The organism is Bartonella sp. AP21QHHD, from assembly GCF_042196205.1.
Lineage (GTDB): Bacteria > Pseudomonadota > Alphaproteobacteria > Rhizobiales > Rhizobiaceae > Bartonella.
Map to the genome: position 1 here is coordinate 62,425 of NZ_JBHIPT010000118.1, position 15,417 is coordinate 77,841.

General features: G+C 34.5%; 13 protein-coding genes, 1 tRNA gene and 1 pseudogene. 6 read left to right on the forward strand and 9 right to left on the reverse strand.

Annotation, left to right across the window (positions count from 1 at the left end):
* Nucleotides 1-350 precede the first annotated feature (350 nt).
* Nucleotides 351-426 (reverse strand) — tRNA-Lys (locus tag ACFIMC_RS08795).
* 1,203 nt (nucleotides 427-1,629) lie between these two features.
* Between ACFIMC_RS08795 and lexA the strand changes: the two genes are divergently transcribed.
* Both lexA and rimO read left to right on the forward strand, forming a co-directional pair.
* A complete protein-coding gene (lexA, locus tag ACFIMC_RS08800; protein WP_375611918.1) occupies nucleotides 1,630-2,334 on the forward strand; it encodes a transcriptional repressor LexA in 705 nt (234 codons plus the stop codon).
* A 461-nt stretch (nucleotides 2,335-2,795) separates the two neighbouring features.
* A complete protein-coding gene (rimO, locus tag ACFIMC_RS08805; protein WP_375680905.1) occupies nucleotides 2,796-4,109 on the forward strand; it encodes a 30S ribosomal protein S12 methylthiotransferase RimO in 1,314 nt (437 codons plus the stop codon).
* A 525-nt stretch (nucleotides 4,110-4,634) separates the two neighbouring features.
* On the opposite strand, the gene ttcA is transcribed toward rimO, so the two are convergent.
* The 4 genes and pseudogenes from ttcA to ACFIMC_RS08825 all read right to left on the reverse strand — a co-directional run bounded on the left by ttcA (nucleotide 4,635) and on the right by ACFIMC_RS08825 (nucleotide 8,223).
* Nucleotides 4,635-5,510, reverse strand: a complete 876-nt coding sequence (gene ttcA / locus ACFIMC_RS08810; RefSeq protein ID WP_375628128.1) for a tRNA 2-thiocytidine(32) synthetase TtcA — start codon at nucleotides 5,508-5,510, stop codon at nucleotides 4,635-4,637.
* Nucleotides 5,511-5,777: 267 nt separating this feature from the next.
* Entirely contained in the window at nucleotides 5,778-6,395 is a 618-nt protein-coding gene (gene rpsD / locus ACFIMC_RS08815; RefSeq protein ID WP_273722651.1) for a 30S ribosomal protein S4, read from the reverse strand.
* Nucleotides 6,396-6,565: 170 nt separating this feature from the next.
* The gene (murI, locus tag ACFIMC_RS08820; protein ID WP_375611921.1) at nucleotides 6,566-7,393 is read right to left on the reverse strand and encodes a glutamate racemase; all 828 of its coding nucleotides are present in this window, start codon (nucleotides 7,391-7,393) and stop codon (nucleotides 6,566-6,568) included.
* Nucleotides 7,386-8,223: pseudogene (locus ACFIMC_RS08825) on the reverse strand (RNA methyltransferase). Before ACFIMC_RS08825 ends, murI begins: the two are co-directional and overlap by 8 nt.
* A gap of 303 nt (nucleotides 8,224-8,526) precedes the next feature.
* Between ACFIMC_RS08825 and sfsA the strand changes: the two are divergent.
* From sfsA to radC, 3 genes are read left to right on the forward strand one after another with little or no spacing between them, the layout of a single operon-like run.
* Nucleotides 8,527-9,243 (forward strand): DNA/RNA nuclease SfsA, encoded by a 717-nt coding sequence (gene sfsA, locus ACFIMC_RS08830; protein ID WP_375611922.1) that lies wholly within the window; start codon nucleotides 8,527-8,529, stop codon nucleotides 9,241-9,243.
* Nucleotides 9,236-10,066: a type I methionyl aminopeptidase gene (map, locus tag ACFIMC_RS08835; protein WP_375680906.1), complete on the forward strand. Its 831-nt coding sequence runs from the start codon at nucleotides 9,236-9,238 to the stop codon at nucleotides 10,064-10,066. The genes sfsA and map overlap by 8 nt, the downstream gene beginning before the upstream one ends.
* Nucleotides 10,067-10,083: 17 nt before the next feature.
* Nucleotides 10,084-10,878 (forward strand): DNA repair protein RadC, encoded by a 795-nt coding sequence (radC, locus tag ACFIMC_RS08840; RefSeq protein ID WP_375680907.1) that lies wholly within the window; start codon nucleotides 10,084-10,086, stop codon nucleotides 10,876-10,878.
* Between the two features lie 44 nt (nucleotides 10,879-10,922).
* On the opposite strand, the gene ACFIMC_RS08845 is transcribed toward radC, so the two are convergent.
* The 4 genes from ACFIMC_RS08845 to ACFIMC_RS08860 all read right to left on the reverse strand — a co-directional run bounded on the left by ACFIMC_RS08845 (nucleotide 10,923) and on the right by ACFIMC_RS08860 (nucleotide 13,864).
* Nucleotides 10,923-11,135, reverse strand: a complete 213-nt coding sequence (locus tag ACFIMC_RS08845; protein WP_375638411.1) for a DUF3126 family protein — start codon at nucleotides 11,133-11,135, stop codon at nucleotides 10,923-10,925.
* A 619-nt stretch (nucleotides 11,136-11,754) separates the two neighbouring features.
* Nucleotides 11,755-12,528 carry an alpha/beta fold hydrolase gene (locus ACFIMC_RS08850; RefSeq protein ID WP_375638412.1) on the reverse strand — a complete coding sequence of 258 codons (774 nt, stop codon included), beginning with the start codon at nucleotides 12,526-12,528 and terminating at the stop codon, nucleotides 11,755-11,757.
* Nucleotides 12,525-13,037 (reverse strand): DUF192 domain-containing protein, encoded by a 513-nt coding sequence (locus ACFIMC_RS08855; RefSeq protein ID WP_375628133.1) that lies wholly within the window; start codon nucleotides 13,035-13,037, stop codon nucleotides 12,525-12,527. The genes ACFIMC_RS08850 and ACFIMC_RS08855 overlap by 4 nt, the downstream gene beginning before the upstream one ends.
* Before the next feature lie 251 nt (nucleotides 13,038-13,288).
* Nucleotides 13,289-13,864: a cold-shock protein gene (locus ACFIMC_RS08860; RefSeq protein ID WP_273791031.1), complete on the reverse strand. Its 576-nt coding sequence runs from the start codon at nucleotides 13,862-13,864 to the stop codon at nucleotides 13,289-13,291.
* Nucleotides 13,865-14,187: 323 nt separating this feature from the next.
* Between ACFIMC_RS08860 and ACFIMC_RS08865 the strand changes: the two genes are divergently transcribed.
* Nucleotides 14,188-15,321: an ABC transporter substrate-binding protein gene (locus tag ACFIMC_RS08865; RefSeq protein ID WP_273791030.1), complete on the forward strand. Its 1,134-nt coding sequence runs from the start codon at nucleotides 14,188-14,190 to the stop codon at nucleotides 15,319-15,321.
* The last annotated feature ends 96 nt before the right edge of the window (nucleotides 15,322-15,417 follow it).

The following is a 15,417-nucleotide window of genomic DNA, read 5'->3' on the forward strand; positions in this document are numbered from 1 at the left end:
ATAGTAGATGTTAAAAAGATTAAAAGTTAAATAAATCAACATCTTATAGAAAATTCATTTCATAATATAAGTGTGAATAAGTGGTGATTTTAGCAACTGTTTTGCGAATCATGTAATGCAGTGGGTATTAAAAAACCACCTATGGGTTGAGAAAATTAGAAACCGCATGTGCTGCCAACGCAGGTACAACCCTATCCGTAAGTTTGTTGAAAATGGAGACAGCATAGCACCGCTCTATTCCAAAACAGCTGATAGAAAATGACAGACTATAGAATCGATAAAAACTTCAAAAAGAATCAAAACAAAAAAGATTCTTAAATTTTTTATAGCCTATTGATATTACTTAAATTTGGTGAGCGCGCAGGGATTCGAACCCTGGACCTACTGATTAAAAGTCAGTTGCTCTACCAGCTGAGCTACGCGCTCTCACACAAGCTATCTAGTTTGCAGAAAGTGAAGGGAACATACGGTTGACTTTCCATTTGGTCAACACCTTTTGGAAAAAATATTATTATTTTCTTCAGTTATCAATAATTTTCCGTTTTCGCCCCTTTACGTCATCATTGTATAAGTACTCTTTAATCTTCTTTTTGAAGTTTCAATAAAGGAAAAATTTCACTGCAAAATATTGCATAGATTCGAAGCGTTAAAATTATGAGCAATACCCCCTTCCCCTCACATGGGTTGTTGAGCATAATGGGTAGAGAAGAAAAAATACCTTTTATTATAATATTATTTTTATATCTTTATATTTTAGTGTTTAATTTTCAAATATGAATACAGCTTTATAAGATAATATATTGATTTATAATAATTTATTATTTTTCACTTGAGTGAGAAGTCTCAAATACTGTAAGCTTATCTCATTTCAAATCTTTTTTATATTGAAACAATAAAAAGCATTTTCTTGACCAATATAAGTGAGAGAATAAAACTATAAAAAAGAAATGAAAATACCTTTTATGCCTCCTTTCAATAATCAAAATTTATCGTAACATTAGGGTTCATGAAAATAGTATATAGCAGTTGACACGTTAGACCTGAAAATGGAACAATGAGCAACAATGGCATTTTGAGAGTATAATTTTATTTATGCATAATGAATATATAACGAAAGCCAATTTATCCTATAGAATAAAGTAGATATGAAGCAAATTTAGTCTCATTGAAAATATCCCGAATGACTATAAATTGTGCTCACTATTAGAGCTGTAGATAATTTTACTAAGAATAAAAAAGCAGAAATAATATGCAGTATGTAAAATGATTTTAAATACCCATAGAGAGTTCTAAATATATAGAATGCCTTCTATTTAACTTTTTTATATCAGAAATTACAAAACATGTAGATATATTTTTAGAAGAAAAGGATAATACTGGTCATAAAATTTGGTGTTATATAATTCAGTCAGAACTATAAAGTATTTTATACATTATTTAATATTAATGTAGCTATATAGCTATATAAATAATAATTTAAATATATCTATAAATAAAAATATTGCTTTATTAAACGATAAGATCAAAAACAAAGAAAATAATTTTGATTTGGCGATAAAAATTGTAAAAGTGTTATATATACATGTATTTTTACTTTACTAATTTTTATTATTTTGATTGGAATATTGAATGCTAACATGTAAACAGTATGAGCTACTCTTGTTTATTCATAACCATATAAAAGAAACTGGTGTTCCTCCTTCTTTTGAAGAAATGAAAAATGCATTAGAGCTTTCTTCAAAGTCTGGTATTCATAAGCTCATTATAGCCTTAGAACAAAGAGGTTTTATACGTCGTTTGCCCAATCGTGCTCGTGCTGTGGAGGTGATTCGACTTCCTGAGAAAATAACATTTAACCTTTCTTTAGCACGTAAAATTTCTCCCAGTATAATAGAAAGAAATAAAAGGGAAATATCAAAAAGCTTGAGTCCCTTTGATGAAGAAGAAAAAAAAAATATCACCATTCCTATTATGGGACGTATTTCTGCAAGCGTACCCGCCTCTGCTATACTGCAACAAATAAACAGCCTTTCTCTTCCACTCGATATGGTTAATACAGGTGAGCACTACGCATTAGAAGTTAAAGATGATTCTATGATGGAGGCTGGTATCTTTGATAAAGATACGATCATTGTAAAACGTCAAAATACAGCAATAACAGGTGAAATTATTGTTGCGTTTATTGATAAAAAAGAAGCCACATTAAAACGTTATCGACGCAAAGGAGCTTCTATTGCATTAGAAGCCGCAAATCCTCATTATGAAGTACGGACATACGAATCCGAGCGTATAGAAATACAAGGAAAACTTACCGGACTTATTCGCAAATATTAAAAAATAAACCTTATAGTACGCGATAGATATCGCAATAAGAAGCTGTTGAGTATTTTTTTTATTGTGCCACACGCAATTGACTTCTTCTCCACAGCCAAAGGATGCCCCCAATTCGGTTTATAAACAATCCAGATCCTTATCGAGCAGGTTTCACTTTCCCTTCCCTCCATGTTCTTCACTTAATGCAAGGCTTGACAAGTAAGTTTTAAAATATTCACCACGTACTTTGAAAAGAACTTAAATGCTTTGAAGGAAGCTGTCTTATATCATCATCCTCAATAACGGAATTTTACGATATAATAAGACAAAATTGTATGCATGCATAAAAACACATAAAATTTTGTAGAAAAAAATCAAATAACTTTGTAACAGATTGTATTGCATAGGTATAAAAATAAAGAACATTATTTTTAAATTAATAAAAGCGTAACTCAATCATTCATAGTAATTGTAGGATCATCATGGTAGCACCTCGTATTAGTTTTGTCTCCCTCGGATGCCCAAAAGCACTCGTAGATTCTGAGCGAATTATTACACGCCTTCGCTCTGAAGGGTATGAGATTTCACGTCAACATCAAGGAGCTGATGTCGTTATTGTGAATACCTGTGGTTTTCTTGACTCGGCAAGGAGAGAATCATTAGCCAATATTGATGAAGCTCTTAAAAAAAATGGAAAAGTTATTGTAACAGGGTGTCTTGGTGCTGATCCTGATGCTATTCGCCAAACATATCCTAATGTATTGGCTATTACAAGACCGCAAGCTTATGAAAGCGTTATAGAAGCTGTTCATACAGCAATTCCTCCAATTCATGATCCTTTTCTTGATTTAGTTCCTCCCCAAGGTATTCGTTTAACACCTCGCCATTACGCCTACTTAAAGATTTCTGAAGGATGCTCTAATCGGTGTAGTTTTTGTATCATCCCTACTTTGCGTGGTGATCTCACTTCACGTCCCATCAGCGATGTTCTTCGTGAAGCTGAAAAACTCGTGCAAGCGGGTGTAAAAGAACTTTTGGTTATTTCACAGGATACGAGTGCTTATGGTGTTGATCTTAAATATCTCGAAAATTCTTGGAAAGATCGTACAATCAAAACTAAATTCTTTGATCTTTGTCGCGAACTAGGCGATATGGGTATTTGGGTACGTATGCATTACGTTTATCCTTATCCCCATGTTGATGAAGTTATCGAACTTATGGCTGCAAAAAAAATTCTTCCTTATCTGGATATACCTTTTCAGCATGCATCACCAACTGTTTTGCGTCACATGAAGCGTCCCGCACTTATGGAAAAAACAAACCGTAAAATTGAAAAATGGCGGAAAATATGTCCAGATCTTACTTTGCGATCAACATTTATCGTTGGTTTTCCTGGTGAAACGAATGAAGATTTTAATATACTTCTAGAATGGCTAGAAGAAGCAAAAATTGAACGCGCGGGGTGCTTTAAATATGAAGAAGTAAAAGGAGCTGCCGCAAATGATTTGGGATTAGAAAATATTCCTGAAGAGGTGAAAGAAAACCGCTGGCATCGTTTTATGGCAAAACAACAACAAATTTCTACACATCTTTTAAAGAAAAAAATTGGAAAAAGACTCCGAGTGCTTATCGATGAAAGTCAAGGAAAAGTTGCCAAAGGACGTAGTCAGTACGATGCTCCAGAAATAGATGGTGTTGTCCATATATCATCACGACGCCCACTGCGTGTTGGTGAATTTGTCACCGTTAAAATCGAACAATCGGATGCCTATGACCTTTATGGTATAGCAGTTTAAAAATTTAACTCCTTCCCTGTCCTCAATGATGAAGATTTCTATCAGCATTGGTTTATAAAAAAGCGATTTTTCATAACAAGAACCGATCATGTAACTCACTTCATGAGAATTTACGAGCAATCCTTACTCTGAGTGTTTGCTATACACTCCCAAAATACCAAGCAGTTATATATTCTCTTAATTTAATGCCTTAAATGACGGTGACGGCGGCGCAACAGAATAAAATAAAATCCACAAGGTACACCATTTTTAATTAACAAAAGAGCAAATCGACAATCGTACTATTTTCCTATTTTTGATATTGCGACAGTCATTGGTTAGTGAAAGGAAACTTTTTTCAAGAGTGTTTTATGCACACAAGAATTTCCTTTGTGATATGCAAACGGATATTTTTTATGGAAGCAATATAAGAGAATTTGAAACAAAACAATCTGACGATATTTAAATGAAAAAAATAAATTATCATTATAAATAAGTATCTTATCTTAAACTCTTTAAACTTATTTTTAAAATATCTAATTTTTATTAACACGTTTTAAAATCAAAGAATTTCTTATCAAGCAAATGACTTGGGCGTACATTTGTTAAAGCGCGAATCATCGTATCTTTACGTCCTGGCATTTGTCTTTCTATATTTTTCAGCATTTCTTTCATTGCATTACGTTGTAATCCATCTTGACTACCGCAAAGATTACAAGGAATAATTGGAAATTGCATTTCTTGAGAAAATTTTTCCATATCTTCCTCAGCAGCATAAACAAGAGGACGTAATACAAAAAGATCTCCTTCATCATTTTTAAGTTTTCCAGGCATGGCAGCTAATCGGCCACCGTGAAACAAATTCATAAAAAATGTTTCTAAAACATCATCACGATGATGACCTAAAACTAATGCAGAACATCCCTCTTCACGTGCAATACGATAGAGATTACCACGTCGTAATCGAGAACAAAGTGAACAATATGTCTGCGACTCTGCCAATTTATCTGTAACAATGGAATAAGTATCCTGATATTCAATACGATATGGAATTTTATAAGAACTTAAAAAGTCTGGAAGAATATGCTTAGGAAATCCTGGGTGCCCTTGATCAAGATTACAGGCTAGAATTTCAACGGATAAAAGACCTCGCCACTTTAAGTCTAAAAGAAGCGCTAATAAACCATAAGAGTCTTTTCCACCCGATAAAGCAACAAGCCATTTTTTCCCTGTAGAGAGCATAGAAAAATCATCCAAAGCTTGTCGCATATGACGTAAAAGTCGTTTGCGCAATTTATTAAATTCTACGCTTGAAGGAGCAACACGAAACATTGGATGACAATTATCTGCTTCGCTTATTAAAGGATCATCTCTCCCTTTGTTTTCTTCTATTGCCTGATATTCAACTGAAACATCATTCATAATACCATATCCTGCACAATAAACGGCTCGTTTTGCAAAGATAAAAACAAATATTAAAGCAAGCTTACATTTATGTTTTTTGAATTTATAAATTAGATACACAAAAAAGAAATGGAACTATACAAATTTATGACTATAAAACATAGCAATAAACTTAATATAGAACCATTTACAAAAAGAACTTATTAACTTCAAATATTGTAAGAATAACACAATATTTTGAAGTTATCATAATAGAAGAGAGAAACAATTTCTCTTACAGAAAAATTATCGAGAATAAAATTCAACAACCAGATTAGGTTCCATTTGCACAGCATAAGGAACATCTGCAAAAGCAGGAATACGTGTAAAGGTTGCTTTCATCTGTTTATGATCTGCTTCAATATAATCAGGGACATCACGTTCTGCCAATTGCACTGATTCTAACACTAAAACAAGTTGTTTCGATTTTTCCCGAACCTCAATAACATCACCGGGTTTACAACGATAAGATTGAATGTTTGTGCGCCGCCCATTGACATTAACATGACCGTGATTGATAAATTGGCGAGAAGCAAAAATCGTAGGTACGAATTTTGCACGATAAACAACAGCATCCAAACGTGATTCTAACAGACCGATAAGATTTTCACCAGTATCGCCCCGTCGACGAGCAGCTTCTTCATAGGTTTTATGAAATTGTTTTTCTGAAATATCTCCATAAAACCCTTTCAATTTCTGTTTAGCGCGCAACTGCACCCCATAGTCAGAAAGTTTTCCTTTACGACGCTGTCCATGCTGACCTGGACCATAATCACGACGATTGACAGGAGATTTTGGACGCCCCCAAATATTTTCTCCCATACGACGGTCAATTTTATACTTTGTTGTTTCGCGTTTACTCATCGCATTTCCTTATAAAATAAAACACGAGATCTTAAGACCCCAAGGAAACGCGCCCTCCTCTGCCTTTAAATACTAAAGACTGACAGAATACCTTAACATATCAATATGCAAAGTTATCCACGGGACACGTCAATTAATGCTATTTTCTTGAAAAAATAGCTAGATCATCATTATTGGTCTCGTAACCCAAAGTCAACTCCTTTCATGAGTTTTAAGCCAAATCCTTTAAACAAATTCTCCGTTAAAGAAGTGATATTTTTTGATGTCAACAACGCAAAATCTTGATATTTCTTTATATATTGATGGTGTATCTTTCCCGACAATGGTAATAAAGATCTGATATGTTTGGCGATCGCTTTCGCCGGATCAATCCACTCAACGGACCATAAAGCATGTTCACGAAAGAAATTAATCAAAAAAGGATAATGTGTGCAGGCTAAAACAATAACATCCGTATATTGTCCATTTTTTTCCACAAAACATGGCAAGATTTCTTTTCTTAACTCTTCTGAATCGATAGATTTTCCCCGTAAATAATCTTCAGCAAGTCCAGCCAGCTTTTTACTTCCCACAAGCTGAACATGACACTGTCCAGCAAAAGAGTTAATTAATTCATTTGTATAAGCACGTTTAACTGTTCCAGGAGTCGCTAATACGGAAATAAAACCAGATTTTGTTTGTTCCGCAGCTGATTTAATTGCAGGAACCGTTCCTACAAAAGGGACATGAGGAAAATTCTGTCGTAAATCTGCTATCATCAGTGTAGAAACAGTGTTGCAAGCAATCACACATAAAGCTGGATTGTAACGTGTTAAAAGATTTGTAAAAATCTTCAAAATACGCTCTTTCAAAATATTTTCTTTCCAATTTCCATAAGGAAATCCTGCATCATCAGCAACATAGATAAATTGCATGTCGGGGATAAGAATACGCGCTTCCCTGAACACTGTTAAACCACCAATACCGCTATCAAAAAAAAGAACAGGTCGTTCATCCATTAGTTTTCACACTTATTTTTAATTTTTTTACGATCACGCTCTTCCGGTGCTCTACTCCCCCGTGGATATTGTGGCGAAAAATGATCCAAAGAAGATATAATGCCTCGCAATAAACGAACCTCAGGTTCACTAAAGTTAGCGCGCGTAAAAACAGAGCGCAAATTTGCAAGCATTACTTCTTTACGTTCTGGTGGTCTAAAATACCCACGGATATTCAAAGCCTCTTCTAACTGAGATAAAAAACCATGGAATATTGTTTTATTTGCAGGTTCCATCTCTGCTGCACGAAATGCCGTATCGCTGACATTCTCTAAACCAGCTTTCATCCATTCGTAAGACATTAAAAGAACCGCTTGCGCAATATTAAGTGACGCAAAAGCAGGATTAACTGGAAAAGTAATAATTTCATCAACAAGGCTGATTTCATCATTTTCTAGTCCCCATCTCTCTCTTCCAAAGACAATCCCAGTCTTATGTCCGATACTTTCACGCTGACGTAATACGCTTGCTGCTTCGACAGCACTTTTTACAGTTTTAAATCCACATCTTTCACGTGCTGTTGTGGCAAAAACATAGTGTAAATCTGCAATTGAATCACGCAATGTGTTAAAAATCACAGCATTGTTAATGACATGATCAGCTTTACTCGCAGCAGCTCTAGCTTTTTCATTTGGAAACATCTCTCGAGGATTGACTAATCGAAGCTTAGAAAGCCCAAAATTTGCCATTGCCCTTGCGACCATACCAATGTTTTCAGGAAGCTGCGGTTCAACTAAAATAATAATGGGACCATTTGTTAAATTTTCACGATTCCTATTCGTTCCTGCCATCAATTTTACCTAGTTTCACTTAAACTATCTCCCTCTCCACTATTTTTTACGAAACCTTTTTCACAATACTCTAATGCTGTTTAATAATAACTTATAGATAATCTATCTTTTCATTCAAAGATAATAGTTTCTAAACCTAATAATAAATTTTAAAAGCCATTAAAGTGAACGATGGAATTTATAACAATTTATATAAGATATCGTAGCGTTTTTTACATCAATTTTATCTTTTTTAATAGGGAACAGCCCCTATAAATCATAATCTCAGTTGAATTATGAAATCATAAATCCTAAAAAAGGGATATGCACTTTATTCCCAAACTTTTTCCTGCAAAGCTTATCCGTCGTTATAAACGTTTCCTTGCGGATGTTCAACAAGATGATCAGCATGTCCTCACCGTGTCTGTACCTAATACAGGATCAATGCTTGGATTAACAGCTTTCAACACCAATATTTGGCTTTCTTATCATAACAACATCAAACGAAAATATGCCTATCAATTAGAAATTATTGAAGCCGATAATACTTTGGTTGGTATTAATACTTCTTTACCCAATAAACTTGCGTTAGAAGCAATTCAAAACGGATTACTACCAGAATTAAATGGATATAAAACAATTTTAAAAGAACAACGCTATGGGACACAATCACGAATTGACTTTCTTTTACGTGATGACATTCTTCCTGATTGTTACCTAGAAGTCAAAAATGTTCATTTTATTCGTCAGAAAGGATTAGCAGAATTTCCTGATAGCGAAACAAAACGTGGTGCACGTCACCTTGATGAGCTCATAGGAGTTGTACAACAAGGAAAACGAGCTGCTATGCTTTATATTATTCAACGAGAAGATTGCTCAGCTTTTACAATTTGTCATGATCTTGATCCACTCTATGGACGTAAGTTTGATTTAGCATTAAAATCAGGAGTAGAATGTTATGCTGTAAAGTGTCATGTAAGTGTAGAAGGCATTTTTCCGATTCAGAGAGTAAAAATAGAAAATAGAAGAAACAATGACTGAGTATATCGAATATAATAAAATCCCTTTAAAATTTAATGGAAAAATCCGCATTTTCGATGATTATGCTTTTGCTAAAATGCGTGAAGTTGGTCGTATTGCTGCAGAATGCCTTGATGCGCTTACAGATATTATTAAGCCGGGCGTTACTACGCAAGAAATAGATGATTTTGTATTTATTTTTGGAGCTAAGCGAGGAGCACTTCCTGCTGATCTAAATTATCATGGATACAGCCATTCATGCTGTACATCTATCAATCACGTTGTCTGCCATGGCATTCCCAATAAAAGACCTTTGCAAGAAGGTGATATTGTAAATGTTGATGTAACCTTTATCCTTGATGGTTGGCATGGGGATTCAAGCCGAATGTATCCTGTTGGAAAAATTAGGCGTGCCGCAGAACGCTTGCTAAAAATAACCTATGAAAGTCTTATGCAAGGAATCGCTGTCGTTAAGCCTAGAGCAACGACAGGTGATATTGGGGCAGCCATTCAACAGTATGCAGAATCTGAACGCTGTTCAATTGTGAGAGATTTTTGCGGACATGGTATCGGCCAGCTTTTTCATGATGCTCCCAATATTCTCCATTATGGAAATCCTGGAGAAGGAGTTGAATTAAAACAAGGTATGATGTTTACAATTGAGCCTATGATTAACCTTGGTAAACCACAAGTTAAGATTTTATCTGACGGTTGGACTGCTGTTACCCGTGACCGCTCTCTGACAGCACAATATGAACATACAATTGGTGTTACAAATGAAGGGTATGAAATATTTACACAATCTCCTAAAAATATTTTTTATATTCCAAATTCCCATACCTAACGCAATGTAGAGATGTTATGGCTAAAAAATTAAATCAAAAGGAAGATACTCAAAGTAATCACTTTGCATTAACATCGCGTTCTCCACTCACCCCAGTATCAGAAAGAAAAAGTGAAGAGCCTCAGAAAAACGCACAGCTTCATAAACATTATCAAGGCCATCGTGAACGTCTTCGGAAGCGCTATTTAAAGTCAAAAGGAAATGCAATTGAAGATTATGAATATCTTGAATTATTGCTTTTTCGCACAATACCCCGTGCAAACACAAAACCCATAGCTAAAAATTTGATAGCGCGTTTTGGTTCATTAGCTGATGTGTTGGGAGCGGATATTCACCGACTTCAAGAAATTCCAGGATGTGGTCCCGCCACTGCAGTTGATTTAAAAATTATTTCAGATGTTGCTGGACGTCTTGCTCGTGCGCAATTGTTTAAGCGCGATATTTTTTCATCATGGGATAAAGTGTTAGCGTATTGTAAAGCTGTTATGGCTCACGAAACACGTGAACAGTTTCGTATTTTGTTTCTTGATAAGAAAAACGGCTTACTTGCTGATGAGGTGCAACAAACTGGAACCATTGATCATACCCCTGTTTATCCTCGTGAAGTTATTTCTCGAGCTTTAGAGTTATCCGCATCAGGACTTATCTTAGTCCACAATCACCCTTCTGGCGATTCCACCCCCTCTAATGCAGATATAACAATGACATATAGATTAAAAGATGCAGCAAATGCATTAGGCATTATTATCCATGACCATCTTATTATTGCACGAAATAACCATACGAGTTTTAAAGCGTTAAAACTTATATAAATCTTATGGGATAAAAAAGACTTCATTCAACTATGAATAACGAATCAATTTTCTAAATCAATATCTAATATAGCCATTGAGAAATTATAGGAGAGCTCATCTTCATCTTCATCTCGATAGATAATGCCTAAAAACTCATCTCCTATATAAACCTCACAAGAATCACTCTTTTTAGGCCGTGCTCTGACTTGCAATGCTGAGTTTTGGAATATATTTTTAAAATAATTATCAAGTTTTTTTATTTCATCAGCATTCACTATGCTCTCCTGTTTTTTTGAAACGATTAAAATAATTGCGTGTCGTGCAAATAAGACACTCTTATGATTCTGTAAAGTCAGTAAAAAAGCATAATCTGAATATTTACTTAATATTACATATATTCACAACGTTCTTTATACATTCATAAAGAACGTTTACAAAAGGAGTCTATCATTATTAAATATACCCGTATAGATTAAAAAATGGCAAAAAAAACTGTATATTTTTAATAATTTTACTTTATCTCCAATTTTAGCATCTGTATTTAAAATGCATATTCGTAAGAATAAATTGATCAATAATTTATAATTTTGTTTATTTTATAAAAAATACAAATAAAAATATTTTTTTATTTAAAACTACATTTTTTAGCAAAAAATATTTATTACATCATTCGAAAATAATTCTTTTTAATAACCTTTAAAGTATAATTATCTAATCTTAGAAGAATTACCTCTCTGGAAAATATACAAAATAAGCTAATAAGAGTTTATTTTTCTTTTCATTTTTTATAAAAACTTACGTCATAACAGAAAGATTTTTTAATAAGCTTTTTTCAATTTATACGAAATAAAAATATTGGGTATTTCTGTAAATTCTAAAAGCTATGAAGAGTTCTTATTTTATAGGATAACGAGAAAGAAAATCGATAACGCCTTTTTTATAAACTTTATCGCCTACAGCAAGCATATGATCTCGATCAGGAATTGATAAAGCTTCACCACAAGGCAACAAGGCTGCCAATGGCTCTGCATCACCGCCAATTTCATCTAATGAACCAACGGCAACAAGTGCTGGTTGTTTGATTTTGTAAACTTCAGACGCCGTTAACTCCTGTTTTGATGTAATGATACAAGCAGCAAGAGCACGCCTATCGCTTTTCGTTTGATCTGCAAATTTACGGAACATTAAACCGCGCGTATTGGTAATGGTAGAAATATCTTCCGCTAGAAGAGCTTCAGCCACAGGCTCCCAATTTCCTGCTCCCGTTACCATACCAATACCTAAACCACCAAAAATAACGCTGTTCACATATGTTGGATGCAAAAGAGCCATAAAAGCACTAATACGAGCTCCCATAGAATATCCCATAACATGAGCTTTAGATAACTCTAAATGCTGTAGTAACTTTATCGCATCACCAGCCATAGCTTGAGGTGTATAAAAAGCAGGATCATAACTTTTAACTGAATCTCCGTGACCGCGATTATCAAGAGCAATAACACGATATCCTGCTTCCGTGAGAATACGAAACCAACCTGTTGCATACCAATTCACCCGTGCAGAAGATCCAAAACCATGGATCAACAAAACAGGAGCGCCTTGTCCTTCTTCTCGATAAGCAAATCGCAAACCATTATATTCAAAAAAACGAATATCTTCAGCGGTCATTTTTTATTGCACTTTCCACAAAGTACAGGATGAATAACACGTTGTCCTTTTTGTATCTGTTTTTCAGAAACTTCACCAGCATTAATTTCAAGTGCAAAAGCTGCAGGAACTTCTGATGAAATGGTATTTGTTGAAAATGGAGAAGTATTTTCAATAATCGATACAATAATTCCCTCAGAGTTTAAGAAAATCATATCTAAAGGTAAAGGCGTATTTGCCATCCACATAAAAATTTTCTGCTCATCTCCCGATGGATAACTTTTTAGCTGCTTAAAGAGCATTGCACGATCGCGTGGAAAATCAGTTCGATACATTAAACCAGCTGCTGCTTGAGATGGCGTAAAAGCAATCTCTACCTTATAAAAAACCGGACCTTGCTTTGTATGTATTTCTAAAGGAATCGGATGCACAGGAATCTCTATGGGCTCCTTTGCTACAACAACACGCATATCTAACATAAAAAGCATCACCAATAAAACAATATACTCCTTTTTAAAAGGCTTTAACATTCTTGTCTCCACCAGAGAAAAATTTTAAATTTTGTTTATAAAATAAAAAGTACCAGAGTTTAAAAGTCAAAAAACAAGAGAATTGCTTCCTTGTTATTTTCTAGTTTCTTTCAACGTAATATGCACAATTTTCTTCATTTGGTTTATGGATTCACGAGAGCTATATTTTCTTTAAAAATCTACTTCTATAGCAATTTATGAAACAATCACCTTTAAAAATATAGAAAACACACTGATTTCACTCGTGAAATTTAATGCGTAGCTAAAGGAATGCCTATATCCGGATAAATCTCTGCTGTCATTAAACCTTTTTCTCCTTTACCAAAACGTACAAGAACAACTTGACCCGAACGAAGCTCTGCTAAACCAAAACGGCGCAATGTTTCCATATGAATAAAAATATCTTCCGTTCCTTGCCCACGGCTAAGAAAACCGTATCCTTTGTCACGATTAAACCATTTAACAATTGCTCGTTCTAGTCCACTTTCTGGAGTAACAACAACATGGGTACGGGCTGGAACTTCTGATGGATGGATTGCTGAAGAACAATCTATGGATTTCACCTGAACGCACTTTAATCCTCGTTCAGTTTTTTCCACAGCACAAATGACTTTAGCTCCCTCCAAAGCTGTTTGAAAACCATCCCTTCGCATTACTGTAACATGCAATAATATATCGGGGAAATGAGGTAAATCAGGTACAATAAATCCATACCCCTTACTACCATCAAACCACTTAATGACACCACTGATTTCGATAATCTCCCCACAAGCACCTATACTATCCTCAGATGGGGAACAATCCTTTAATGCATCCTTACTCGTCATAATAACGTGATCCTGTAGCTTATAAATTGTACGATATTGATTCTCTAGGTTTAAGTAAACATTGCTCTTGTATCAACACGCAAGCCCCAAGATAAGATTTCCCCACATTGTCGTATCTTCTATGTTAATGTCAGAGAATATCAACGTGAATATTTATAAAACTATTTGATTGTACACTTTACATACCTTACAAGAAGTGCCCTACAAAAGAGATCATATAAAAGTTTTTTTACATAATGATATTTTGATTAATGTGTAACTTGCATGATGAAGAAGTTCAATATAAGGTGAAAAAACGACAATTCAATTAAGGAAAATGCGCAATGCAATTGAAGAAAATCCTTACGATAATCGCAGCATTTATGGCATTTACAGCAAATGTTTATGCGAGTGAACCTATTAAGATTGGTGTTTATCTTCCATTAAGTGGTCAAAATGCATTTGGAGGTCAGCTTGAAATTAGAGGTATAGAATTAGCCCATAAAAAAGTTCCAGAAATTTTAGGACGTAAAGTAGAACTTGTTATTATTGATAATAAGTCTGATAAAGTAGAAGCGGCTAATGCTGTTATGCGTTTAACAGCAAGTGAAAAAGTGAGTGGAATCATTGGTAGCTATGGTTCTTCGCTCTCGTTAGCAGGTGGTGAAATATCTGAAAAGGCAAAGACTCCAACCATTGCAACGTCCTCAACAAGTCCCCTTGTTACACAGGGTAAAAAATATTACTTTCGTGCTTGCTTTATTGATTCCTATCAAGGAGTAGGAATCGCAACTTATGTAAGCCAAACTTTACACGCAAAAAAGGCTGCTATCCTTAAAGATATTTCAAGCGATTATGCTATTGGTCTTGCAAGTTATTTTACGCGTGCTTTCAAAAAATTAGGTGGTGAAGTTATCTCAAATTTAAATTATAATTCTGGAGATCAGGACTTTTCAGCTGTTCTCACGCAAATTATCGCCCAGAAACCTGATATCTTATTCATTCCATCTTACTTTTCTGAAGGTGCTATCATCATGAAACAAGCACGAGAATTAGGGGCTAAATTTCAAATTATGGGTGGAGATGCTATGGATAATCCAGAAACCATTACGATTGCAGGAAAAGCTGCAGAAGGTTTCTTACATACGACACTTCCCTATAGTGAGGATATGCCAAATATGTCAGTAGCTGCGCAAGAATTCACAAAAGAATGGAAAAAAGCTTACCCAGACAAAGAGCCAAATATCAATTCTGTTTTGGGATACACGAGTTATATGATGTTCATGAAGGCTATTGAAAATGCTGGTAGCACTGATCGTGAAAAAATTACTATCGCACTTAGCCAATTAAAAGATTTTCCTACCCCCTTTGGGGATATGTCAATGGATGAAAATCATAATCCTAAAATTCCTATTGGTATCATTAAAATACAGGATGGAAAACGTGTTTATTTAGAAGAAGTTAAACCTGCTTTTTAATTAAAAAGTTGTGCTTATTAAAATGCAAGAATTGGTTGAGGATCTTTTTCTCAACCAAAAACTTAGAAATTTCTTATTGTCCTATGTAAATTAACA